Consider the following 24,036-nt stretch of genomic DNA (forward strand, 5'->3'; position numbering starts at 1 on the left):
GAGGATGAATATGTCAACAGCAGTAGCAAAAGAATTTTGGTTTGTCGTAGGTTCGCAACATCTTTATGGGGAAGAAGCATTGGCTGAAGTTAAAGCGCACGCACAAACGATGACAGATGCTTTGAATAAAAGCGGAGTTTTGCCTTACCCACTAGTATTGCAGGATTTAGCTGTCAGCGCAGATAAAATCACCAACATTATGAAAGAAGTTAACTATCGTGACGAAGTTGCCGGTGTCATCACTTGGATGCATACTTTCTCACCTGCAAAAATGTGGATCCGCGGAACAAAAATGCTGCAAAAACCTTTGCTTCATCTAGCTACGCAATATAATGAAAGTATTCCATGGGCAACAATTGATATGGACTTCATGAATCTAAACCAAGCAGCTCATGGTGACCGTGAATATGGTTTTATTAACGCCCGTTTGAACAAACAAAACAAAGTGGTTGTAGGCTATTGGGAACGCCCTGAAGTTCAAAAGCAAATTGCAGAATGGATGGACGTAGCTGTTGCTTATAACGAAAGCTTCAATATCAAAGTTGCTCGTTTTGGTGACAACATGCGTAACGTTGGTGTAACTGAAGGAGATAAAGTTGAAGCCCAAATTCAATTTGGCTGGACGGTTGACTACTTTGGTATTGGTGACCTGGTTCAAGTCATTAATGAAGTTAAAGAAGAAGAAATCGATGGTTTGTTTGCTGAATATGCAGAGCTGTATGAATTCGACTATGGCACTAACAGCAAAGAAGCATGGGAAGCTAGCGTAAGAGTTCAAGCAAGCTATGAAATTGCTATCAAACGTTTCCTTGATCAAGGTGGCTACAATGCCTTCACCTCAAACTTCGAAGATTTACATGGAATGAAACAACTTCCAGGACTTGCTGTTCAACGTTTGATGGCACAAGGATATGGTTTTGCTGGAGAAGGAGACTGGAAGACTGCAGCTCTCGACCGCTTGCTTAAAGTGATGAGCCATAACCAATCCACTGGCTTTATGGAAGATTACACTTATGAATTGACGGTTGGACAAGAATCTATTCTTCAATCCCATATGCTTGAAGTAGATCCAACTTTGGCAAGCAACAAACCAAAAATCATCGTGTCTCCACTAGGTATTGGTGGCAAAGACGATCCAGCCCGTTTAGTATTTGACGGTAAAGCAGGAGACGGTGTAGTGGTTTCCATGGCTGACTTCGGTACGCATTACAAACTTTTGATCAATGAAGTGACTGCTTTTGAACCAACTGTTCCAGCTCCAAACCTTCCAGTAGCTCGTGTGCTTTGGAATGTTAAACCAAACTTCCAAGACGGGGTAAAAGCTTGGATCGAAAATGGTGGCGGTCACCACACCGTTGTTTCTTTAACTCTTACAACAGACCAAATTATTGCTTACGCAAAACTTGTTAACTTGGAATATGTAGTAATTAAATAATAGCAAAGCTTTATTACGATTAATAGGACTCCATTCCTCGACCTTTTCGAGGAATGGAGTCCTATTGTTTTGTTCGATATACTTCAATAAATGCGATAGTTTCCACTTAGGGCCAATAAACTAAAGAAGTACAGACAGTTATCATAATAACGACTTTGTCCAGTTCGCAAAGGTGTATCCCAAAACAAACGGACAAAATGCTCTGCCTCCGGGCCATCCGAAGCAAGCGAAGCCATGGCATTGGTCGCCAAAAGGCCTACTGGATGCAGCGCCGGTTCGTCGAATGCCTGTCCCTCAATGGTGTACCGCCGGTAATTGGAAACTTCGATATTCCTAAAAAAAGCTTGAATTCGGTTACATTGATTGACCTGCCAGCTGTCCTTTTGGAACCATACCCAGTCCAGACCGATATTAGCCGCAACCCGGTAAGCATCACTGAAAAAATGGCTGAAATCACCATGAGGCTGGGGTTCTGCCGGGGTGCCGTTAAAATTGGCATATTCGGGAGCGAGACCAGTTATAGGATGGCATGTAGTGTGTAGATATGTGCGGCTGGCTTCCGCCGCTTCTCGCCAAAATATATGGTCACCTTCATCAGCCCACAAAGCGAACAAATCATAGAAATGGGGGAGATGGTAAGATGGATCACTGAAGGTGGATTCCGGTACGAATTTAATCAGTTTCGTTTCCGCGTCCCACATTGAGTCACCAGCGCCTGTTTCAGTTTTATGTACACAAGCACGCAATATTATTCGAGCCTGCTCGGAATAATTATAAGGTGCCGGACCGTTCCCCCAACGTTTTGAGGCAAAAAACAAAGCCATGGCGAAAAACTCTTCCCCGTCCGGTGCGGGTCCTTGTGAAATTCTTGTACCGTCAGGCTTGCAGTGCCAAGCAAAGTAATCGGCATAACGGCCTTCTTTGTGCTGCATAAACGTCTTAGAGAAGTTCCATAAACGATCAAACTCATCTTTTTTATTCATTTGAACAGCCATCATCATCCCGTAGGACATTCCTTCAGACCTAACATCCAGATTACCTGTATCCAGAATATAGCTTTTATCCTCGTCCAGCGGATAGTAGATTCGTACGTTCGGATCTCCGTAAAACAAATCACTCCAAGTTTCTTCGAGTTTAGCGTTGATTTCATCTTCAGAAAAGCCAAACTCCTTAAATAAATTGCGATATTTCCCCGTATAAAAAGCACCTTGTTGTGTCATTGGCATGATATTTCCCCTCCTGTGCACTCCAGCATGCACTCCATTTCAATAAAAACTAAGGATGGATGGTTTGAATGGTGCCATCATCGTTGTATTTCAGCTCCGTATATTTTACAGATCGCTTGTTGTCAGCACCACCAGATAAAGAACTATCATGATAAAATAAATACCACTTCTCTTTAAACTGAACAATAGAATGGTGTGTTGTCCAGCCCAGGACGGGTGTAAGTATTTTTCCTTGATATACAAAAGGCCCAAGCGGATCTTTACTGATAGCGTATACAATATTATGGGTAGTTCCCGTGGAATAAGAAAGATAATAATAACCGTTATATTTATGAACCCATGGACCTTCAAAATATCTTCTCTCTTCATCTCCAGCAAGAATCGCATTTCCGTTCGTATCGATGATGGATATTTCTCTAGGCGCACCTTCAAAGCTCAGCATGTCCTCGCTCAGCTCCGCTACGATAGGTCCAAGAGCTGGTGCCGTTTCAGCCGGTCCCTCGGCATTCGCAACAAATGAGCCGGTTTGCCATTTTTCAAGTTGACCGCCCCAAAGACCCCCAAAGTATATATATGATTTGCCATTATCATCAACGAAAACAGCGGGATCAATGCTATAACTGCCGGGAATGTAGTTCGGTTCAGGTGTAAAGGGTCCGGAAGGTGAAGTTGAGGTGGCAACCCCGATTCGGAAAATATCATCATGGTCTCGGGCTGGGAAAAACAAATAGTAGGTATTGTTTTTGTATGCTGCATCCGGAGCCCACATTTGCTGTTTAGCCCATGAAACATCCTTCACATGAAGTACTTCACCGTGGTCGATACAAGGGGAGCCATCTCCATCAATAGACAGAACATGGTAATCCTCCATATTATATTGGTCACCGTTGTCATTAGAGATCATATCGTGATCCAGGTCATGAGAGGGATAAATATAAATCTTGCCTTCAAATACATGAGCAGAAGGATCCGCAGTATAAATATGAGTTACGAGAGGTTCATTGGGTTGCACTGGCTTTGTCAAGTCATTTCCTCCTATAAAGTTAATCGCTTACAAAGTTAATGGTATAAGAACTTTAGGACTCTGTATATATAGCAACTATAGTTTATACCCCACAAAGTTTAGATGTTGCTTCTTGACCTTGCAGACCCTTTCCCATTTATGCTGCCTCGCAATATTTTCTCTAGATAATCTGGTACAATAGAAATCTCCAAGCTTTGACCTTACAAATACATTGAGGTGGGATTAACATAAGGGAATATAAATCATAATTTTACACAAGAATGAATGTTAGAGCGAAAGTCACCAAGTATTCTACATTATATTTATTAAAAGATGAGGTCAGCTTAATGCAAAAAATTCAAAATTCTAGAATCTACTTTATAGGTATACATGTGCTTTTGTTAATCTTATTGTTCACCTCTTTGTATGCTTATTCCCCCTGGATTCGCATTAAAGTAAAGGAAATTATCATGCCTGCGGATAAAGTATATACAATCGCTCACCGTGGTGCTTCAGGATATGCTCCTGAGAATACAATACCTGCATTCGAACTAGCTATTGATATGAAGACCGATTATATCGAGTTAGACATTCAGTTAACAAAAGATCATGTTCCTGTTGTTATTCATGATGGGACCGTAAATCGCACCACGAATGCTAAAGGGTATGTAAAGGATTTTACTTTAGAGCAGATCTCAAAATTAGACGCGGGATCATGGTTTAATGAACAATATCCCATGTTCGCTAGAGATAAATATGTAGATTTACGTATTCCGACACTAAAAGAGGTATTTGAAAGGTTCGGAAAAGAAGTGGACTATATGATTGAGATTAAAGATCCCACGTCGAATTCGAACATCGAGGCATTGTTAAATGAAGAAATCTTAAATTATGATCTGTCGGCTCATGTTGCTATACATTCATTTAGTGAAGCGAGTTTACGTAGATTCCATTCCATAAATCCAGCAGTCCCTCTTTATCAAATTGTATGGTATGATTTTCCTGTTTATAAAATATCAGAATCCTATGTGAATAGATTAAAAACTTATGCGGTAGGCATAAGTCCTAACTTTCAAAAAATAAATGCGGCATATGTCGCGCAGGCAAAAAATTCAGGGCTAAAGGTGTTTCCATATACTGTGAATTATCAAGTGAATATGGATAAAGCCGTAATTTGGGGTGTAGATGGTGTACATACAAATTTCCCTGACCGCTTTAGCGAAGTAATTAAGAATAATAAAAGGTAAAGGGATGTGAAATCACCCTTTTCTGGACATAAATAAAGCTGCCGAGACTTTCTCGACAGCCGAAGAACCTTTATCCGAAGGTTCTTTTTTTACGGAAAAATAAAATATTTTTGATTCTTCGTATTACTGAAGAAGTCTTTTCTCGTGAAATTGTAGATGAAGCTCCCGTACTTGTTCTGCAAGATCCGGTACAGGGCCATCTACGAACGCATCGTGAATAACCTCTTGAATCCTTAAATTACGGACGGGTGATGCTGCAATTCCCATATCATTTAACCACGCCGATAATTGCTTCGAGGAACTGGCATATACAATTCGTCCTAAACGAACCCAACCGTGTGCCGCTGCACACATAGGGCAATGTTCTCCGGAGGTATACACTGTTGCCTGCTTACGTTCTTCCAGTGTCATATTCTGAGCTGCCCAGCGGGCTAAAGCGAATTCGGGATGCTGAGTATGGTCACCGCTACCTACATGGTTGCGGTCTTCCGCCAGCACTTCTCCACTTGCTGATACAAGGACTGAACCAAAGGGTTCGTCCCCAGCTTCTAGTGCAATTCGGGCAAGTTCAATACAACGCTTGAGATGTTTTATATCCGTGTCGTTTATCATGATGGTAGAACCTCCTGGATTTTAATTTATAGATAAGTTTCATGAATAGTAGGCCTGAGCCTGTTTGTTCACCACATTCTTCTATGTTAGCATGTAAAGTATTCGATGAAAAATATATCATGCAATATCAAGCTAGGGAGGATATATATAAAAATGAAGCACCCATTTATATTGAACGCCGTATGGAACGGTGGCCGTAACAGTGACGGAACTATTGAAGCTGGACAGCTTAAGACTCAAATTTCCATTCCGAAAGAAATGGGAGGACCCGGAGTAGGAACGAATCCGGATGAGATGCTTTTGGGAGCAGCAGCAACCTGTTATCTCATTACACTTGCAGCAATGCTGGAGCGGGCAGGGCTGACGACTTCAGAGCTGACGTTAACCTCAGAGGCGACGGTCGATGTAACGAATAACATTTTTACATATGAAGCCATCAAACATTCACCCCTAATCACCCTTACCAAAGATGCGTCACAGGACGATATTGATAAAACCATCCGTATTGCCCATAAAGCAGAAGGCTCCTGCATGATCTCCAGAGCTGTTGCAGGAAATGTAGAAATCACGACAGAGCCAACGGTGCTGACTGCAAGCCTATAAAATTGAGTTCTAGGTAATCAGAGAGGAGACGTTAACTTTGAATGTTGAGTTATATAAGGATTTGATCAAGGATGATCGCGGAAATTATTACGTAGCTGTACAAAAAGAGGGCAATGAGCTGACTTTGGTAAACGCAATGCTAGAGCGGTCTTACCAAGAGCTGTGGGAGTTTAATGAAGCTTTCAAAAAGAAGTACGCGGAATACGAGCATCAGTTCATCGGCAAAATGATTATGGATAAGCTGCGGCACGATGTTGTTTTTGCCTCCAAAGAAGACGGCCATGGCCAAATGTATGATCTGGCCGCGGTTGCAGTTGATTACAAGCTTATTTTTATCGATATGATCGAATTTTACCGAAACCCTCGAGTAGGACTTAATCATGACAAGAACATCCATTAAGCTTAGTGTATTAGATCTCGTACCTGTTTTTAATACGGTGGATGCTAGTACCGCATTGGGACAAGCAGTGAAGCTGGCTCAGACAGCAGAAAGACTGGGATATTCTCGTTATTGGGTTGCTGAACATCATGATATGCCGGGATTAGCATGTACCTCTACGGAGGTGCTTTTATCGCATATTGGAGCGAAAACAACACACATTCGCCTTGGCTCAGGCGCTTTATTGCTGCCACATTATAAGCCGCTAAAGGTGGTGGAAGCATTTCATTTGCTGGCCAGTTTGTACCCGGGACGTATCGACCTTGGATTAGGCAGAGCTCCCGGCGGTACTGCTGAAGTAAGTTTAGCACTGAGTGGCAATTTTCTCGAAAATGTTTGGAAAATGCCAGAACTGCTTAAAGGAGTCACTGAATTATTGCAGGGTAACTATTCCTATGAAGGACGTTCAATAACCGCCCGTCCGGTCCCACCCGTATCTCCAGAGCTATGGCTGCTGGGTACAAACAAGAAAAGCGCGGTATATGCTGCCGAGTTTGGAGCAGGTTATGTGTTCGGCCAGTTCATGAGCGATGTAGCAGGGGAGGAGGTTTTGCAAGCTTACCGTGAAACATTTACTCCTTCTTCACTTTCTCCTGAACCGCGGGCCATGGTTGCTGTTGGCGTCATTTGCGCCGAGACTGAGGAAGAGGCAGAGCGATTGGCCTCATCTGGTACGGCATTATTCCAACAAGAAGGTTCTGCCGAAGCGAAGTCTGAGCCCTTGGAACGCAAGCTGCTGGTAGGTACTCCGGAAAGTGTTAAAGGTAAGTTGGAACGGTTATCTCTTTTGTATGGAGTTAATGAATTCATTATCGTTACCATGGTTCCAGATTATGAGAAACGATTGCATTCGTTCGAACTGCTTGCCCAAGCGTGCTGGAGTTCTTAATAAAGGAGGTCCATATGTATGAAGTCTCATACCTCTGATCAAATTAAAATCCCACCAGGATTTTGGGCTGGATTAAGTCAATTAGGGATAACTGCACAAGATGTAGCCAGCAAAGCAAATCTTCCACTTAGCCATCTCAGAGAGTCAGAAGTCACCACTGCTCAATATTTCGCAGTCTGGCAGGCATATAACGATCTCATTGGGGATACTGCCGAAGGAATCATTAAGCTTGCAACCGTCTTTGAAACCACACAATATCCGCCGACGGTTTTAGCAACATACCATGCTAAGGACTATCGCGATGCTCTTAACCGAATGGTACGATACAAACAAATGTGCCCTCCTGAAAGCTTGCGTATTACCGAGGAAGGCGAGTTATGTACAATCGAATTGGAATGGCAGCATCCCGGGCATTCTGGTCCACCGCTGCTGCTCGGCCTCACTTTGGCATTTCTTCTAGAACTCGGACGGCGAGGCACAGGTCTACCTTTGACAGCACAGCTTGTCGAGTTTTCACAGCCTATAGGAAATGTAAAGATTCTTGAAGCTTATTTCGGTTGCCGAATTCAGATAGATGCTCAATATAATCGTTTGACGTTGCGTCGAAATGATTTGAATCATCCTTTTATCTCGTACAACGAAGAGTTGCTGGAGATTCTGACTCCCGTTTTGGACCGGACGCTTGCTGAACAGAAGGGCACACGCTCTATAACCGAGAGGGTCAAATGGATCATGAAACGCAGCTTCAGCGGAGGACGCCCTGACATTCAAGCTGTTGCGAAGGTATTAAGTATGAGTGACCGTACCTTGCAACGCAGGCTTACTGAAGAAAACACAAGCTTCAAGCAATTGCTGACACAAGCTAGACATGAGCAAGCACGAGAGTATCTGGCAGATCCTTCGCTTGATATTAAAGAAGTGGCTTTCTTGATTGGATATGAAGACCAGAACTCGTTCTACCGTGCCTTTCGTCTTTGGGAAGGTGATACTCCTTCAAATTGGCGTAATGAACATTTAGGTTTAAACACGATACCCTCTTCATAAAGACAGTATTTTCAGAGTTTTATCATTGGCGTGTTAAACAAGAACTTTGGCGCAATCCGCTAGTTACTGAACAACCCCGGTACGATAATATAATCCTAGCCGGCACACAGGACTGTTCTTAAAATGACAACTACTCAGCACGCCGGGATAAAAGGAGAAATGTAATATGGATATGGGATTAAATAATAAAACAGCTTTAATTACAGGATCAACAAAAGGTATTGGTAAAGCAATCGCCATTGAACTCGCTAAAGAAGGAGTTAATGTACTAATTAATGGACGGAATTATGATCAGGTAGAACAGACTGTAAATGAAATAAAGTCGAATTTCCCGGCTACCTCTCCACAAAATGCTACAGCGGATATTGTGGATATTGCGCAGAGAGAAGCCTTATTCGAAAAATACCCTAATATAGATGTTTTAGTTAATAATATGGGTATCTATGAAATTATGAAATATGAGGACGTTGACGACGAAATATTTGAAAAATACATCCGTACTAATGTCCTTGCTGCGAATGGATTAACAAAATTCTATTTACCTAAAATGTTACAAAAAGATTATGGCCGAATTCTCTTTATTGCTAGTGAAGAAGCCATTATGCCTTCAGGCCAAATGCCTCAATATGCAATGACCAAATCAATGTTATTATCATTGTCAAAAAGCTTATCTAAGTTAACGATAGGAACTGAAGTTACAGTCAATACGATCATGCCAGGACCAACACTATCTGAAAATGTGCATCAAATTATTGATGGGATATACTCCAATGAGGATATGACTTTTTCAGAAAAAGAAAGAAAATTCATGACTACAAATCTTCCTCAATCTGAAATACAACGATTTATTAAACCTTTTGAAATAGGCAGACTAGCAGCATTTGTATGCAGTCCTTATGCCTCTGCATTTAAAGGTTCTTCAATTCGCATGGATGGGGGAATGGTGCCGACTATTTTTTAAGCGTACTCTAAAAGGATATAGATAACGATACAAAAAAGCCACTCCTTATGGAGCGGCTTTTTTGCTTGAAAAGTTATCACTGTCCTCTGGTACAACAAAGGATACCAAGGTGCCTTCTCCAGGCTTACTCTGGATCGAGAGACCTTGACCATATAATTGACTTAACCTCCGATGGGTGTTGGCCAGCCCGATGCCACCTTTGCCTTCCATCAATGGCTTCAGCAGTAAAGAGAGTGTTCCGGAATCCATGCCTTGCCCATCATCCTCCACTTCAATCTTTACAGCCTTGTGCAGACGGATAATACGTATTTGAACAGTTCCACCCTGTTGGCGCTTAAGTATACCGTGCTTAACAGCATTTTCTACCAACGGTTGGATGGATAGAGGAGGGATTAGGATATCAATATTCGGATCTATCTTCCAGACAACAGATATCCTTTCTGCAAATCGAGTCTGTTCAATATACAGATAAGATTCTACCAATTCCAGTTCATGGGAGAGGTTCACGAGCTCTCCGACATTTAAAAAGTCAAAACTGATTCTTAAGAAAGAAGTAAACGCACCAATGAGCTCCTGCATTTTTTTAGTATCCAAATCACTGAGTGCGGCAATAGAGTTTAACGTATTGAATAAAAAATGTGGTTGTATCTGTGCTTGTAGATATGCTGCTTCTATCCGCACCCGTTCATTGAAGGATAACTTCATTGCAGTTAAAGCCCGAATACGATATTTAAGCTCCACTGCGTCCACAGGTTTTGTGACATAATCATTGGCACCGGACAAAAATCCAGTATAAATATCCTCAGGCTGACTACGGGCAGTAAGCAATAGAATTGGAAGCTCATATAAGGAGTAGCGAGTACGAACCTTCTGTGTTAATTCGTATCCCGACATCTGTGGCATCATAACATCGCCAATAAGTAAGTCCCAGTTCCTTTTATCCAACAATTCCAATGCTTCATGGGCTGAGTTCACGGTAGTTATGATATAAGGTTCGGTTTCAAGAATACCCTTTAGTACATTCAGATTGACAGGATCATCATCTACCACCAGAATATTTACCTTAATCTCTGTAAAAAGCGGTGGAATTTTTTCAGAGTGATTACTTGGCTGATGTTCGGAAATTCCCCACTCAGTCATCTGTCTATGAATCTCATCTGCCATATACGAAACTGTAGGTTCCGTCTGTCTTATTATCTGTTCGCTGTAAGAATCGGCAAGAGAGAGTGTGAAACTAAAAGTTGAACCTTTACCAAGCTCTGATTGAATGCGTAGGCTGCTTCCATGCAGTTCTACCAGCTGCCGGCATATGCTTAATCCCAGCCCAATTCCACGCCCGTCATTTATTCCGTGAGGGCCTTGCTCATAGGGTAGAAATATCCTTGCCATAGTCTCTTCAGTCATGCCCACTCCGGTATCTGTCACATAGATAAGAACCTGTCCGTCCTGTTCCTCAGCCTTAACAGCTACAAGTCCTGCTTCGGTGTATTTGAGCGCGTTGTGCACCAGATTTAATAAAACCTGCAACAGTCTTTTCTCGTCCGCAAGAACTGGCGGCATAGCTTCCGGGATATCCATAGATAGCTGTACTGGCTTACCTTCAATCATATATTGAAGCATACTAATCACACCGGGAACTACCGATTGAACCGAAATAGGTTCCTGTTGTAAAATAACACGATGCTCCTGAAGACGGACCACATCCAGTAGATCACCAAGCATATGAGACATACGGCGGCTGATTGTAATCAGCAGCTCCATATCTTGACGGCTACTTTCGTAAAGTCTGTCCTTTTCCTTTGTGACAATATTTTGTGCGATATTCATGATTCCGTGAAGCGGTGTGCGCAGCTCATGTGAGGTGTTAGCGAGAAACTGGTCCTTAAGTTTGTCTGCTTTTTTCAGCTGCTCATTCAGTTCCATGTTCTCTTTAGCATTTTGAAAATACTTTTTAAACCAATATGCTGAGAAGCCCACGATGGCTGCGATAATATCCAAAGGATAATAGACAATTGAATAGTGTCCGTTACTATCCCACAAATTCCATAACAAATTAGAAACGATCGCCGCACCTGATAACAGCAGAAAAACAACATCTTTATCATCTTGCTTTTTGAATAATAAGCGCCCTAAGCTATAGAGCAACCAAATGAAGGGAATATACTGGAACACTTGAATGATTCCCAAATGAATGGATGTGCTGACCCAATAAGCTGGGACGGTAAGTATAAAAACAGAATAAAGACCAAGACTCACTACGTATGCACGTAACCCCTTATTGATTTTGGCAACTGAGGTGAATTTTCTAAAAACAAGCAGAATAAAAAGATTTTGCCACAAAAAAGCAAGCAATCGGATCTTTAATGACCAGGTATAATTAATCGGCACTATTGCAAGAAGTAAGTTGTCATTACGGGCTAAAATGATAACAGCTACGGATAATGTCATTAACCCTACAAGAAACAAAGCACGTTCTTTAGGATTAAATAAATAAAGAATGCAGGCATAGAGCCCATGCAATAACAGGATAATTGCTGTTAACAATTGAAAACCTACGGTATAAAAGTATGTACGGTCAACTTTTTCCTGAGAACCAAAATAAACAGGCCCTCCAATCCCCCCCTTATAGGGTAGATCAAAGTTTGCTACACGAATAAACACATCAATTACTGTTGTGTTTTTTGTGAAATAGGATACTTTATATGAGGTGGTCTTGGGCACATAAGTATCGGCATCAAGAGATATTGTCCCATTATTGAGCACTGTGCTGCCGTTAATTTCTACACTGGATGCAGTATAGATTTGTTTGATCCAGAATGCTACAGGCTGCTGAAGGGGTTCTACCAAAATTCGCAGACGATACGTACCAAAACCGTATGAAGAAGGGTCATCCGTTCCTATCGCGCGGCTCCAGTCTCCGGGAACTTGAAGCGGGAGGGAAGGTTCTGGTAAAGTTGAAATATCCTTGGACGTTACGAATTGCGAAGGATAGAAGCTCCATTCACCATCCAGCCTGAATAAATTATCCTGCTCCAGATCCTGGCCGCGTAAATCCAGTACACCATTGTTAATCACAGGTACAGTGTTGGAAACCTTAAATATACTCAACCAAATGCAGCGTAGGCCAAAGAGAATGCTGATAAAAAGTAGAATGATAGCTAATTTGTTTAGGATAGTTTTATTTTTCATGAGAACATTATAGCAAATAATTCTAATCTAGAATCTAAAATGAAGATTATTTACATAAGTAGGAGAAGTAATGAGCAATGGACACTGCGTGGGGTTAGGAGGAATGATCTCCCCATGGAAGAAGCACGATGTAACTCCTTGAACACTTGAAAGACTGGAATACACGAATACACGAATACACGAATACTTCAATACTTGATTGGTGCTTTGCTGTTGGGCGCCTGGATTACCGAATGTGCTATTTTGCTGTTTGTTTGGCGTCTGTGATACCGGATGTGCGACTTTGTTACTTGCTGCTTGTTGTAAGTTTTGCATTCCCACACTCTCTCTTCACCATGAGCGATCGGACTCAGTTGCAGCTATTTGGCTGAATTTTGTCTTTTAAGAAGTGTTTCGGACCCCAGAGGCGTTATTCGTTCCAAATATGCGCGATATGAGGGATTTTCGAGCCAATAGCGACTATAGAGTCCGATAGGTTCTCAAATGAGCCGAATTATGGCTAATAGCGACTCTAGAGTCCGATAGACTTCACTCATGCTTCTATTGTCATTTGTCTTAAGCTTGGCTTCTCGTTTATTGGTGAATATGATGTTGAATACCCCGTTGGCACTACCATTCGATGTAATGACTGGAGGTTAACGGTGGATTCTCCTTAATCCTAAAGGGTATATTATTAGATAATTTAATGCAGACAGGAGTGTAGATACGATGATTAAAGGTTTCGGAGGAATATTCTGGAGAACTAAGAATCTTGAAGCTACAAAAAAGTGGTACAGTGAGGTGTTGAAGCTTGACATAGAGAATTGGAATGGGACTGTGATAAAACCTCAAGTGGGAAATGAGACTATCTTTTCTTTCTTTACCGAGGATGATAGTTATTTTCCAACAGAACAACAAGTGATGTTAAATTTCCAAGTGCATGATCTAAACGAGACGATTAAGCATTTTGAACAGATTGGTGTACCTCTTGCAAAGAAAATAGAGATTAGTGAATTTGGAAAGTTTATTTGGATTGAAGACCCAGAAGGTCGACTGATCGAGCTTTGGGAGAAATAAGGAGTTGCACATCTTTGCTATTGAGCTAACAGGTGCGTTAGTTTAATAAAAACTCAGTTCAACATCTAACTGTAAATGAATTAGGGATTAAAGTTGAATTAACTCCTTGGGTAATACTTCTTCAAAGCTTTCAGCTCCTTGGAAGAATTCATTAGCTTCTATCACCTGAGGTGCGGCGCTTGCGTTGCATGCATGGCTAACAGAATACTATTCTCACCCAAATAGGGAGCATACCATCTAGGTGTACTCCCTATTGCATTGAAGGAACTGGAAAATTAGTGCAACATTTCACCTATTAATAAAGTCAATAAAGATGTTATGAAATAAAATCATAAGAGCAGGTGGTAAATTGAATCTTCGTTTAATCACGTTAATATGTTTATTCACATTCGCGTTCTTTATTGCAAATGGACAAGATGCTAAAGCTTTATCCTGTGTCGAGATAGGAAGTCCCCAAGAAGCCCTAGAGGTCTACGGTGGAGCTATTTATGGTGAAGTAAAACAAATAAAGGTTGATTTGAAACAAGAAGGATTTGCGGGGCCAAAAGAGAAAATCAGATATATATTAGTGGATGTTGAAAGAAGTTGGAATACTGAAGTTGACTCTCAAATTATTGTGGGAACAGACTACACTTGGGGTTTTGATTTTAAGAAAGGTAATAAATACTTAATATACATAAGCGAAGTGGATGGCGTAACAAGCAGTAGTCCATGCAGTTCAACCATTGAAATGAATAACCTTAACCAAGCAACAGAACTATTCGGTGAAGGACTTCGACCCAAACAGCAAGTACACATAGAATACAAGATGTGGTTAATGTTTGAGCAGGATACTGATTTGTATATCGTAATTGCAATAGTACTAGTAATGATTTCAGTCATTTACCTGAGAGCAAGAAAGAAAAAGAGCTAAGTGTAATCTTATTGCACTAACGGTTAGGATAGTTCAAATAAAATTAAGAAAAAGATAGCTGAACTAATTACTATTTCATTCATAACATGTGAGGTGCGAGTTGAACTTAGTAGATACGATCATAAAAAGATTTAACCTTAATGTATTAAGTATAGATAATGTTCCTGAGTCCTTTAGTTCACAAGTATACAAGCTGAATCTTACTAATGGAGAAACGGTGTATGCGAAGATCCCTTATAACAGGGATAAGCTATATCGCGAATATCGTATGCTTGAACTGTTGAGGGAGGTATTACCGGTTCCAAAGGTGTTAGATTTCTGGAGTGGGGATGACTTAATTTCTGGTGCATTACTTTTATCGGAGATTAAAGGTATACCATGTACAGGTGCTATTGACGATGAATTAGCATTTCAAATTGGGGTACTTCACGCAAGGCTGCATGAAGTTAAAATGCCGGGATATGGTGTGGAAGGATTAGACGGTTTTCAATTTTTTAATCAGAACAATTGGAGACTTTATATAAGAAATAGCTTTGAAAAATTTATAGAACCTTGCAAGGAAGTCCTTGAGAGAGGACTTTTCGAAAAATGTATTAATCACTTTGAGGGTGCTTTCTCAGTTTTACCTCCTCCTGATGGCCCGTGTGTTGTTCATATGGATTTTCGACAAGGTAATATACTAACAAATAATAATGTGGTTGCTGGAATTATTGATTTTGAGAGTGCACGGGGTGGATCCTCGGAAATTGATTTCACAAAAATTAACCGATATGTTTGGGAAGTGAATCCTCAAAGTAGAATTTCGTATAAAGAGGGATATTCAACAATTCGTCCTCTAATGGATTTGGAAAGAATACTACCCTTTTATAATTTTTACGATGCTTTTAGTGCTGTTGTCTGGTGTAAAAATAGAGGGATTGAAAAGAACAGGGCGTTCCTAAAGGAAAGTATTTCTGTATTGCAGAAATCCGTAGGTTGCTGAAATTACGGGACACGATATTTAAAGACATTTTAAGACGAGGAGCTACCTGCATGATGGATAGCTTTATTACGTTAACGGACATTACGGTAAATAAAGGATATAATGATATAAAATGGTGAATATTAGATCGGCAGTATGCTGTAAAATTATAATGATGCAATCATGAATACAATTGACTATCGTGATGTATGGATCAACAGGCCTAATAATGAAAAAATCGAAAACCCAAAAATCGCAATGGGGAGTGTGTTTATGGAAAGTATATATAACAATTTACATACCGCGGAGATACTGAGCCGTATCGAGAATTTAAGTCCAAATTCTAAACCACAATGGGGAAAGATGAATGTTGCTCAAATGTTGGCTCACTGTTCTGCATTTCAAGACATCGCAATTGGAAACTCCTTTCCCCCTAGAAATTGGCTAGGAATGCTAATAGGAAGGTTTGTAAAATCTATTTTTTACAATGACAAGCCGGTACCACACAATATGTCAACAATTCCGACCATACTTATTTTAGATGACAGAGATTTTGGAGAAGAAAAAGAAATACTGAAACAAAAGATTATGAATTTTCAAAGTAACGGTCCGGAGAAATGTTCATCCCATCCACATCCTTTTTTCGGGAAATTCACTCCAGAGCAATGGGGTAAAGGGATTTATAAACATCTAGACCATCATTTAAGACAATTTGGTGTTTAGTGTTTTTTCGCAATGAACAATAATATATTATTGACATAAAATCCCTATTACTTTATATTGTATCTAATTACATTGCAATCAAATGCGACGAAGAGGACAAGTAAATCCGGATATGTCGATCAGAGAACTGCCGGTTGGTGCGAGGCAGTGGACACCCGAATCGAACAATCGCCTCAGAGCTGGCTCCCGAAATCATAGTAGGCGGGCCCGGGATTCTGCCGTTACAAAGAAGCATCGTTGTTGGACGATGGCAGAGAGGGTGTATTCACGAATACACTAATCAGGGTGGTAACGCGGAATCTACTCCGTCCCTAATGGGACGGAGTTTTTTGCGTTCATATAAATAAATAAGGAGGAGTAACGATGTTCCAAACAATCAATGTTTCCGATCGCATACTAAGCCAGGATATGTTTATTGCTGATGAGGTTCAATACAACCTGATTCACCTTATTTGCGAGTCGAAGAGTTCTAGATGCTTAAAAGATTCTGGTGAAACAATGATCTATGCCCAGTCAACGGGACATAACGCATGGCTTTGGAGTTCTAAGGAGATTGCCGAGGATAAGAAGATCGTTCTCTACGAAGAACTTATAGAATTCCTTAAAGGGACAACATTATCGGGAGTATCTGGAGAACCAAAAACAACAGAACGTTTTGCACAGCTGTATTCTCAGGCAAATAATCTTCAATATGAGTCCACGATGACTATAGAATCTTATTTCTGTACAGATCCAAAGAAACCTTTGAACGTAAAGGGCATAATGCAACAAGCAACGAGAAAAAATGTGGCCATTGTAGCAGAATTTTTGGCGGGTTTCTCAGAGGGGGCTTATGGGATTACGGTGAACCCAGAAACTAAAATTCTAGATGCCAAGAGGATGATTGAGACAGGTGACTTGTATTTATGGTTTGTAGACGATAAACCTGTATCGATGGCGTACATTGCACATCGGTCGGCAAGATATTCCAGATTAAATGCGGTATACACACCTCCGTCTTGCCGGAAAAAAGGTTATGCAAGTGCACTAGTAGCAGAGTTATGTTCTGTTCTTTTATCGGAGGATTTAGTGCCCATGCTTTATGCTGATTTAAAGAATCCTGACTCCAATAAGGTTTATCGAAATATTGGTTTTGTGGAAAGCGGAAAGATTGTTGACATCAAGTTCAAATAGGCACGAAAGGGCTACCGCAAGGTAGTCCTTTTTCTATGATCAATATGTTACTTGGCATTACTTTTATACAATTTAACATAGTTTGTAAGTTCAGCTATCGCGAAAAATTGCTTCGTTAATTGAGAATTCAATTTTTGTAAGGCAAGCTGAAAGGATACCTCCACTTTTTTGTAGTTATGTGTTTCTATTTCATTCAAAAGCTGTTTCATATTCTCGATATAATAAACAGTTTTCCTTAAACTGCTGATAAGAATAATTTTTCTTAATTCCGTTAAAGTGAAGACTCTGTAGCCATTATCTTTGTTCCTATTCGAAGAGATTAGCCCTTCTTGTTCCCAATGCCGAATAGCTGATGGATTAACTCCTGCCATTTGTGCAACTTCACCAATCGTCATTGAATCTGTTACAGTTAAATCTTTGTATTTTGATAAATCAACATCCCGAAACATGCGTAAAACTTCCTCTAACCTTTCTTTTTCCACTTGGGTCTTATGTTGCTCTTGATTGATTGCCCAAAGAGCAGACTCCATCTGCTGGCCTTTAATCTTCCTCATCACATCGTACACAACCGGAATTTCATATCCCTGCAATAATGCGCGAATGGTAATAAAAGCTTGTACATGGATGGAAGTGTAACATCTGCGGTTGCTGGCGGTCCTTGATACATCTGGAATTAAGTCTTGATCTTCGTATCTCCTTAAAGTAGTGGTACTCACATTTAATTGCTTAGCTATCAGTGTAGGTGTATATATCTCTTCCATAATCATCATCGCCCCAAAACATTAAAGTTGAACCTTCAAGTGCTACAACAATATTAAATCGAATTTAGGCAGATATATCAAGGGAGGTAAAGGGATAAACCGAAAGATTGCATGAATGTTATATGATACTTTTATAGAACACAAAGGAGTGAGTTCATTGAAAAAGATAATACAATTAGCAAACCAATCAGAAATAGAAGTAGGTATGGCAGGGCTTCCAAATCGTCCAACCATCATGTTACCCATCGCTAAAAAATCTGTGTACAATCAGGAAGCAGAAAACTTAAAGCTGTGGGGAGTAGATCCCGAATTAGGTAAACATTTTGTTGAAGGACTAGCGGACACTTTTCAAGTGCTTTATTTCGATTATGAAGGTCATCTATTTCAACATCCAGTGGAAAATCTAACAGCAGATCATATTGTGAAGGATCTTCTCCACATTGCGGATGAAATGAATGTTACAAGCTTTAGTTACTACGGTTATTCCTGGCTTGCGTTGATTGGATTGCAAATGGCTATAAGAACAGATCGCTTGGAGAGTTTGGTAATGGGAGGTTTTCCACCCTATAATGGCCCCTATCAAGAAATGAGGGTTGTGACCCATAAAACACATACACAAGCTTTGAGTAACCAAAATGAATCTGTGGAAAGCCCTGCTGGACCGGATAATCCAAACGAAATGGATTGGGACAATATAAAGGTTACCATAGATACCCGTGTTACAGCACAATTTGTCTCCCTATACCAGAGCCTCACAGCCTTTGATGATCGCAGAATTCAACATTTGCCTAGTCTCCCTAAACTAGCTTTTGCAGGTGGAAATGATACGATCGTTTACGGTGAAAATTTCGGGAGCGTTACCGTTGACATCGTCGGGTTGTTAAAAAAGAATAAGGAGCAGTTGGCGGATTTAGGCTGGGATGTTGAAATCCTTTCGGGAGCCCAGATGGACCATACAAAAGCTATGCAGCCAGCAGTAGTTGTACCACTGATTAAGACATGGTATATGAACGTGTTACTAAAAAATACTGGATTGTAATTGTGGCAGATACAAAAATCCAGTGAATAAGGTATCCCAAAAGAACAATACTTTTTAGGGTAAAATCTTTAATTTGAAGAGATTAAATAGTAAACGATCTATGATAAGATTCCATATGTAATCGCTTACATTAATATATATGGAAGGAAGTGGTGTTGCGAATCTGCCCCAACAAGAAATTGCTTCGACTACTAGAAATACAGACAAGCAGAATGTAGGTATGTAGTGACAAAAAATTTCAGGAGGTAGATTATGTTTAAATTTAACAAGAAAATCGTGACTGTAATTATGGCCGCTTCAATGAGTTTCAGCTTGTTTGCAGCAACCTCAAGTGCAGCGACAGACTATTGGCAAAATTGGACCGATGGTGGCGGGACAGTAAATGCTACTAATGGATCTGGTGGGAATTACAGTGTTACATGGTCAAATACTGGTAACTTTGTTGTTGGTAAAGGTTGGAATACTGGATCCCCATCTAGAACAATAAACTACAATGCAGGCGTCTGGGCACCATCCGGCAATGGGTATTTAACTCTTTATGGGTGGACGAGAAACTCCCTCATAGAATATTACGTCGTTGATAGTTGGGGCACTTATAGACCTACTGGAACCTATAAAGGTACCGTGACTAGTGATGGAGGCACATATGATATATATACGACTACGAGAACGAACGCCCCTTCTATTGATGGTACGGCAACCTTCACACAGTTTTGGAGTGTAAGACAATCCAAGCGAGCAACGGGAAGCAATGTCGCGATCACTTTTGCCAACCACGTTAATGCTTGGAAAAGTTACGGAATGAATCTGGGCAGCAGTTGGTCTTACCAGGTATTAGCGACAGAAGGATATCAAAGTAGTGGGAGCTCAAACGTAACAGTATGGTAATAACAGGTTATCTATAAGTATTCACTATCATTGCTAAGGTTGTCGGTCCACAACCGGCAGCCTTAGATCATTCTAGATCATTCAGCAAATGATACTTAACTACATACCAGTGGTTGGAAAGGAGATATATCCATGAGAAAACTATTAATTTCTCTTTTAATAGTTGTTGCTATCAGCGCTTGTTCGCAAGAAAAGCCTGAACAGAAGGATACTTATGTATTGGTCAAAGGTGGAAATTTCATTAACACAAATTCCAACTACAAAAGTACAACTATATCAAATTTCTATATCGGCCAATATGAAGTTACTCAGAAAGAGTGGGTTGAAATAATGGGAAGCAACCCTTCAGCATTCAAAGACGAAAACTTGCCAGTAGAAATGGTTAACTGGTATGACGTAATAGATTACTGTAATAAAAGAAGTATAAAAGAGGGGCTCAAACCCTATTACAATATAGATAAAAATAAAAAAGATCCGAATAATAAAAGTGATAACGATACTTTAAAATGGACAGTAACGCTCAATGCAGGAGCTAATGGTTACCGATTGCCTACAGAAGCAGAGTGGGAATATGCTGCGGGTGGAGGACAGTTGAGCAAAAGTTACACCTACAGTGGAAGCAATAAAGCAGATGAAGTAGCATGGTATTGGCAAAACGCTGGAGACAAATTCTTATCAGGAGATTGGAACTGGCCGATCATAGAAAACAACCATAACAAAACAAAATCTATTGGTGGCAAAAAACCTAATGAGCTAGGTCTTTACGATATGTCAGGGAATGTTAGGGAATGGTGTTGGAACTGGTACGGAGATATAGATAGTAAGAGCGGTTCTTTCCGGGTTGTAAAGGGTGGCGGGTGGATCGGCGGCATTAACAACAACGAGATTTCATTTCGGGGAAAGTTCGAAGCGAATGGTATGGGTCCTGATCAAGGTTTTCGAGTGATTCGTGGTGAGTAGACGGGAACAAGACATCAAGTATAATCGGAAAAAGCTGAAAAGGGTTTGATTAATATACAAGCTTTGCGCTCGAATATAATCAAACCCCAATATGTATGTTGCTATATTTCTTCGATCATTTGGATTAATTTTGACAACGCACTAGTAAAAACCGCGTTCCGGCGATACACAAACCATACCTGCAAATCTCGATATCCTTCAGGCAGACGGTGGGAAGTAATTACTCCCGCCTCTTCGGCCTTAGAGATCGAAGATTGGGGCAGCATAGACACGCCGAGTCCAGCGGAAACCCCACTTAGAATTACATCTAACGTTCCGTATTCCATAATCTTATAAGAGCTCATCCCGCTTTCATTTAGGAAACTCTCAGCTTTGGCACGATGTGTACATCCGACGTCGAAAAACAACATTGGCTTTGTAAGCAATTCGCGCATATCGCTCTTACCTGGTTGTGAGATAAGCACCAGCTCCTCTTCGAAAGCAACTACATGTTCTATATCAGGCTGGTCAATGGGTCCATAAACAAAGGCTCCATCTAGTTGGTAATCAAGCACTTTTTGTAAGAGTTTATGCGTTTCTCCCGTTATAAGCGATAGATTAACATCGGGATATCGTAAGTGATATTCGGTTAGCAGAGGCGTTAGATGAGTAGCCGCTGTTGTTTCGATGGAACCTAAACGGAGCGGACCAGTAGGGTGCTCAGAGTATTGTGTGGTTATTACAGCCTCGTCCATTAGTAATAATATTTTGTCTGTATATGCCAGTAAGTTCTCACCTGCCGGCGTTAACGTCATCCCTCGATTGGATCGGCGAAATAGGGGGATTTTCAGCTGAGCTTCTAGATACTGAATCCGGTTTGTCACATTTGACTGGACATAATTTAAGACTTGAGCAGCCTTCGTTATGCTACCCTCGCGAGCAACCGCTTGAAATATTCTCAAATCTCCACTTTCCATTTCCTTTGCACCTTCTTGGTATGATGATTTATGATAGTCACCTTCAGTTTTGATCATTTTACTGGATTACACCCACTATGTAAAATTTATTATAGATTCATTAATAACAACTTGAGGAAGGGGCTTGGATGATGAAAGCCATTGTACATGCTGGAGAAGGTGGCCTGAAGGGCTTGAACTATAAAGAGATTATGGATAAAAGACCGGGGATTGGAGAAGTGAAGGTTAGTTTAAAGGCTGCAGGGCTGAACCACAGGGACTTGTTTATCATGGATGACAGAACAAAACAGGATACTCCTTTGATTATCGGCTCTGATGGCGCGGGGAGAATTGAAGCAATAGGTGAAGGTGTACTTGATCATAATGTTGGTGAAGATGTCATCATTAATCCGTGCATCGGATGGGAATATGCCGACAATGTTCCTAACGTTCCAGCCATTGTAGGGGGACCTTCAGAGGGTACATTCGCTGAGTCAATCATCATTCCAGCGCAAAATGCCGTCAGCAAGCCAGCTTACCTGTCATGGGAAGAAGCCGGCGTGCTGCCCTTATCAGCCTTAACAGCCTATCGGGCGCTGTTTACTAGAGGCTGCTTAAAGAAAGGTGAACACGTTCTTATACCTGGCATTGGTGGTGGGGTTGCGACTTATGCCATGATGATGGCTTCAGCGGTGGGTGCACGTATCAGTGTCACTTCACGCAGTGAATCGAAAAGACTAGCTGCACTCGCTCATGGAGCTGACCATGCTTTTGACAGTCATAGCAATTGGAAGGAAAGCATGAATGGAGACACCGTTCATCTCATCCTCGACAGCATTGGGCCTGCGACGTTCCCGCATTACTTTGATATTATTAAACCCAATGGACGTATTGTCACGTTAGGTGCAAGCTCAGGAGATCGAATGGAAATCCCGACGCGAGCCATATTTTTCCCGCAAATTAGTATCATAGGTAGCTCAATGGGAAGTAGTGAAGAGTTTGCGGATATGCTTCAGTTTATGGAACATCATTCGATTCGACCTATCATTGATCGAGTGTATCCTTTACAAGACACAGTTCAGGCATTTCACCGAATGCAGCAGGGAGAACAATTTGGTAATATTGCGATAAGAATAGAATGAGCTGAGTCCCTTATAACTGGAATTCAAATGCCAAATATATCGATTTCGGAGACAGGAAACCACTTCTTCGAAGCCACATCTTTAAAAAACACTTGAATAGTGTAGGTGCCCTTTGTATTAAAGGAATATGTATACTCGTTGGTTTTGAACCAAAAGTTTTCTTCGCTGTTCTTAATTTGTTGAGCATCAATGGTTTCTGTTTTGTCCGCAGGATCGGTGATCACAACCTTAATATCTGAAATTTCTGCTTTTAAATGATCCACCTGTAATAGAGTAGAAAATGCAAAACGTGACGGGCTTTTTACTTTACCAAAAATCTCTCCATTATTATCGAGCATAACCATGTTTATATTAGGCTTGTAGATTCGAACCGTTTTACCTGATTCATCCAAGGCGAATAGTGCAAATAAATCTTTAGACAACTGTTCAGTCGTCAAGGAAATCGAACCTTCGGATAATATTGCGGGCTGTTTTTGAAGCACATTATTCAAATATAATGATACTTCAGATGAGCCAGCTGCAGCATAAATCACGGTTCCCGGTAAAATCATGATGCAAAATCCTAAAAGAATCAGCTTCCTTAATTTTCTCAATGATTTTCCCTCCTATAGAGCTTTATGTTAATTATACCCATAAGATGGAAGATAGTTTCTTTTACACAATTAATAAAATAAAAGAAGGTCAGTAGAGGGAACTACCCTAACCTGATCTTCTTGGTGTTAAATGAAAGAGTTATTTTTTCTCAGGAGCCAGGATAAGAATGTAACAAAACATTGTGGCATAAAAATAGCATTGGGACTAGATTTCATTTGACAGAGGAGATGTGTTTGGTAAAAT

At 40.7% G+C, this 24,036-nt stretch carries 23 protein-coding genes and 1 other annotated feature; of the genes, 16 read left to right on the plus strand and 7 right to left on the minus strand.

Annotated elements, in window-relative coordinates:
- The first annotated feature begins 10 nt into the window (after positions 1-10).
- On the plus strand, positions 11-1,435 hold the full coding sequence (araA, locus tag MKX34_RS15685) for an L-arabinose isomerase (protein WP_038571054.1): 1,425 nt from the start codon (positions 11-13) through the stop codon (positions 1,433-1,435).
- 83 nt (positions 1,436-1,518) lie between these two features.
- Here the strand turns inward: araA and MKX34_RS15690 are convergent, their stop codons facing one another.
- Both MKX34_RS15690 and MKX34_RS15695 read right to left on the minus strand, forming a co-directional pair.
- A complete protein-coding gene (locus MKX34_RS15690) occupies positions 1,519-2,661 on the minus strand; it encodes a glycosyl hydrolase family 8 (protein ID WP_076296684.1) in 1,143 nt (380 codons plus the stop codon).
- 49 nt (positions 2,662-2,710) lie between these two features.
- Entirely contained in the window at positions 2,711-3,685 is a 975-nt protein-coding gene (locus MKX34_RS15695; RefSeq protein ID WP_076141220.1) for a glycoside hydrolase family 43 protein, read from the minus strand.
- Positions 3,686-4,011: 326 nt separating this feature from the next.
- Between MKX34_RS15695 and MKX34_RS15700 the strand changes: the two genes are divergently transcribed.
- Positions 4,012-4,911, plus strand: a complete 900-nt coding sequence (locus MKX34_RS15700; RefSeq protein WP_052097044.1) for a glycerophosphodiester phosphodiesterase — start codon at positions 4,012-4,014, stop codon at positions 4,909-4,911.
- 123 nt (positions 4,912-5,034) lie between these two features.
- Here MKX34_RS15700 and MKX34_RS15705 read toward each other — a convergent pair whose 3' ends face one another.
- A complete protein-coding gene (locus MKX34_RS15705; RefSeq protein WP_076105706.1) occupies positions 5,035-5,523 on the minus strand; it encodes a nucleoside deaminase in 489 nt (162 codons plus the stop codon).
- A gap of 153 nt (positions 5,524-5,676) precedes the next feature.
- Between MKX34_RS15705 and MKX34_RS15710 the strand changes: the two genes are divergently transcribed.
- From MKX34_RS15710 to MKX34_RS15730, 5 genes are all read left to right on the plus strand, one after another.
- On the plus strand, positions 5,677-6,126 hold the full coding sequence (locus tag MKX34_RS15710) for an OsmC family protein (RefSeq protein ID WP_038571065.1): 450 nt from the start codon (positions 5,677-5,679) through the stop codon (positions 6,124-6,126).
- Between the two features lie 37 nt (positions 6,127-6,163).
- Positions 6,164-6,526: a hypothetical protein gene (locus tag MKX34_RS15715; protein WP_076099232.1), complete on the plus strand. Its 363-nt coding sequence runs from the start codon at positions 6,164-6,166 to the stop codon at positions 6,524-6,526.
- Positions 6,507-7,454 (plus strand): LLM class flavin-dependent oxidoreductase, encoded by a 948-nt coding sequence (locus tag MKX34_RS15720; RefSeq protein WP_076296683.1) that lies wholly within the window; start codon positions 6,507-6,509, stop codon positions 7,452-7,454. The genes MKX34_RS15715 and MKX34_RS15720 overlap by 20 nt, the downstream gene beginning before the upstream one ends.
- An 18-nt stretch (positions 7,455-7,472) precedes the next feature.
- Positions 7,473-8,498 carry an AraC family transcriptional regulator gene (locus tag MKX34_RS15725; protein ID WP_038571075.1) on the plus strand — a complete coding sequence of 342 codons (1,026 nt, stop codon included), beginning with the start codon at positions 7,473-7,475 and terminating at the stop codon, positions 8,496-8,498.
- Between the two features lie 166 nt (positions 8,499-8,664).
- A complete protein-coding gene (locus tag MKX34_RS15730) occupies positions 8,665-9,459 on the plus strand; it encodes an SDR family oxidoreductase (RefSeq protein WP_076296682.1) in 795 nt (264 codons plus the stop codon).
- Between the two features lie 45 nt (positions 9,460-9,504).
- On the opposite strand, the gene MKX34_RS15735 is transcribed toward MKX34_RS15730, so the two are convergent.
- On the minus strand, positions 9,505-12,567 hold the full coding sequence (locus MKX34_RS15735) for an ATP-binding protein (RefSeq protein WP_305953654.1): 3,063 nt from the start codon (positions 12,565-12,567) through the stop codon (positions 9,505-9,507).
- A 789-nt stretch (positions 12,568-13,356) separates the two neighbouring features.
- Here MKX34_RS15735 and MKX34_RS15740 point away from each other — a divergent pair.
- The 5 genes from MKX34_RS15740 to MKX34_RS15760 all read left to right on the plus strand — a co-directional run bounded on the left by MKX34_RS15740 (position 13,357) and on the right by MKX34_RS15760 (position 17,474).
- A complete protein-coding gene (locus MKX34_RS15740) occupies positions 13,357-13,704 on the plus strand; it encodes a VOC family protein (RefSeq protein ID WP_036677331.1) in 348 nt (115 codons plus the stop codon).
- Positions 13,705-14,053: 349 nt separating this feature from the next.
- Positions 14,054-14,617, plus strand: a complete 564-nt coding sequence (locus MKX34_RS15745; RefSeq protein ID WP_076296680.1) for a hypothetical protein — start codon at positions 14,054-14,056, stop codon at positions 14,615-14,617.
- Between the two features lie 100 nt (positions 14,618-14,717).
- On the plus strand, positions 14,718-15,599 hold the full coding sequence (locus MKX34_RS15750; RefSeq protein ID WP_076296679.1) for an aminoglycoside phosphotransferase family protein: 882 nt from the start codon (positions 14,718-14,720) through the stop codon (positions 15,597-15,599).
- A gap of 252 nt (positions 15,600-15,851) precedes the next feature.
- Positions 15,852-16,301, plus strand: a complete 450-nt coding sequence (locus MKX34_RS15755; protein ID WP_076296678.1) for a DUF1569 domain-containing protein — start codon at positions 15,852-15,854, stop codon at positions 16,299-16,301.
- Between the two features lie 78 nt (positions 16,302-16,379).
- Positions 16,380-16,617: a binding site (T-box leader), on the plus strand.
- Between the two features lie 47 nt (positions 16,618-16,664).
- Positions 16,665-17,474: a GNAT family N-acetyltransferase gene (locus MKX34_RS15760; RefSeq protein ID WP_038571095.1), complete on the plus strand. Its 810-nt coding sequence runs from the start codon at positions 16,665-16,667 to the stop codon at positions 17,472-17,474.
- A 47-nt stretch (positions 17,475-17,521) separates the two neighbouring features.
- Here the strand turns inward: MKX34_RS15760 and MKX34_RS15765 are convergent, their stop codons facing one another.
- Complete coding sequence (locus tag MKX34_RS15765; RefSeq protein ID WP_038571099.1) at positions 17,522-18,235, minus strand: MerR family DNA-binding transcriptional regulator; 714 nt, start codon at positions 18,233-18,235, stop codon at positions 17,522-17,524.
- A 157-nt stretch (positions 18,236-18,392) separates the two neighbouring features.
- Between MKX34_RS15765 and MKX34_RS15770 the strand changes: the two genes are divergently transcribed.
- From MKX34_RS15770 to MKX34_RS15780, 3 genes are all read left to right on the plus strand, one after another.
- Positions 18,393-19,274, plus strand: a complete 882-nt coding sequence (locus MKX34_RS15770) for an alpha/beta hydrolase (RefSeq protein WP_076296677.1) — start codon at positions 18,393-18,395, stop codon at positions 19,272-19,274.
- A gap of 252 nt (positions 19,275-19,526) precedes the next feature.
- Positions 19,527-20,162, plus strand: a complete 636-nt coding sequence (locus MKX34_RS15775) for a glycoside hydrolase family 11 protein (protein WP_036677315.1) — start codon at positions 19,527-19,529, stop codon at positions 20,160-20,162.
- A 132-nt stretch (positions 20,163-20,294) separates the two neighbouring features.
- On the plus strand, positions 20,295-21,122 hold the full coding sequence (locus tag MKX34_RS15780; RefSeq protein ID WP_076296676.1) for an SUMF1/EgtB/PvdO family nonheme iron enzyme: 828 nt from the start codon (positions 20,295-20,297) through the stop codon (positions 21,120-21,122).
- Between the two features lie 101 nt (positions 21,123-21,223).
- Here the strand turns inward: MKX34_RS15780 and MKX34_RS15785 are convergent, their stop codons facing one another.
- Positions 21,224-22,078, minus strand: coding sequence for a LysR family transcriptional regulator (locus tag MKX34_RS15785; RefSeq protein WP_038574483.1), 855 nt, complete (start codon positions 22,076-22,078; stop codon positions 21,224-21,226).
- Between the two features lie 131 nt (positions 22,079-22,209).
- Here MKX34_RS15785 and MKX34_RS15790 point away from each other — a divergent pair, with 131 nt between their 5' ends.
- Entirely contained in the window at positions 22,210-23,199 is a 990-nt protein-coding gene (locus MKX34_RS15790) for a zinc-binding dehydrogenase (protein WP_076296786.1), read from the plus strand.
- 23 nt (positions 23,200-23,222) lie between these two features.
- On the opposite strand, the gene MKX34_RS15795 is transcribed toward MKX34_RS15790, so the two are convergent.
- Positions 23,223-23,792, minus strand: a complete 570-nt coding sequence (locus MKX34_RS15795; protein ID WP_076099221.1) for a hypothetical protein — start codon at positions 23,790-23,792, stop codon at positions 23,223-23,225.
- Between the last annotated feature and the right edge of the window lie 244 nt (positions 23,793-24,036).

This window comes from Paenibacillus sp. FSL R5-0636, assembly GCF_037974255.1.
Classification (GTDB): Bacteria; Bacillota; Bacilli; order Paenibacillales; family Paenibacillaceae; genus Paenibacillus_AQ; species Paenibacillus_AQ odorifer.

Bases quoted from the DNA above. Each gene is read 5' to 3' on its own strand.
- MKX34_RS15710 (WP_038571065.1), top strand. From the start codon at position 5,677: ATGAAGCACCCATTTATATTGAACGCCGTATGGAACGGTGGCCGTAAC.
- MKX34_RS15785 (WP_038574483.1), bottom strand. From the start codon at position 22,078: ATGGAAAGTGGAGATTTGAGAATATTTCAAGCGGTTGCTCGCGAGGGT.
- MKX34_RS15725 (WP_038571075.1), top strand. From the start codon at position 7,473: ATGAAGTCTCATACCTCTGATCAAATTAAAATCCCACCAGGATTTTGG.
- MKX34_RS15765 (WP_038571099.1), bottom strand. From the start codon at position 18,235: ATGGAAGAGATATATACACCTACACTGATAGCTAAGCAATTAAATGTG.
- MKX34_RS15775 (WP_036677315.1), top strand. From the start codon at position 19,527: ATGTTTAAATTTAACAAGAAAATCGTGACTGTAATTATGGCCGCTTCA.
- MKX34_RS15790 (WP_076296786.1), top strand. From the start codon at position 22,210: ATGAAAGCCATTGTACATGCTGGAGAAGGTGGCCTGAAGGGCTTGAAC.
- MKX34_RS15720 (WP_076296683.1), top strand. From the start codon at position 6,507: ATGACAAGAACATCCATTAAGCTTAGTGTATTAGATCTCGTACCTGTT.
- MKX34_RS15705 (WP_076105706.1), bottom strand. From the start codon at position 5,523: ATGATAAACGACACGGATATAAAACATCTCAAGCGTTGTATTGAACTT.
- MKX34_RS15730 (WP_076296682.1), top strand. From the start codon at position 8,665: ATGGATATGGGATTAAATAATAAAACAGCTTTAATTACAGGATCAACA.
- MKX34_RS15760 (WP_038571095.1), top strand. From the start codon at position 16,665: ATGTTCCAAACAATCAATGTTTCCGATCGCATACTAAGCCAGGATATG.
- MKX34_RS15690 (WP_076296684.1), bottom strand. From the start codon at position 2,661: ATGCCAATGACACAACAAGGTGCTTTTTATACGGGGAAATATCGCAAT.
- MKX34_RS15700 (WP_052097044.1), top strand. From the start codon at position 4,012: ATGCAAAAAATTCAAAATTCTAGAATCTACTTTATAGGTATACATGTG.
- MKX34_RS15780 (WP_076296676.1), top strand. From the start codon at position 20,295: ATGAGAAAACTATTAATTTCTCTTTTAATAGTTGTTGCTATCAGCGCT.
- araA (WP_038571054.1), top strand. From the start codon at position 11: ATGTCAACAGCAGTAGCAAAAGAATTTTGGTTTGTCGTAGGTTCGCAA.
- MKX34_RS15755 (WP_076296678.1), top strand. From the start codon at position 15,852: ATGGAAAGTATATATAACAATTTACATACCGCGGAGATACTGAGCCGT.
- MKX34_RS15740 (WP_036677331.1), top strand. From the start codon at position 13,357: ATGATTAAAGGTTTCGGAGGAATATTCTGGAGAACTAAGAATCTTGAA.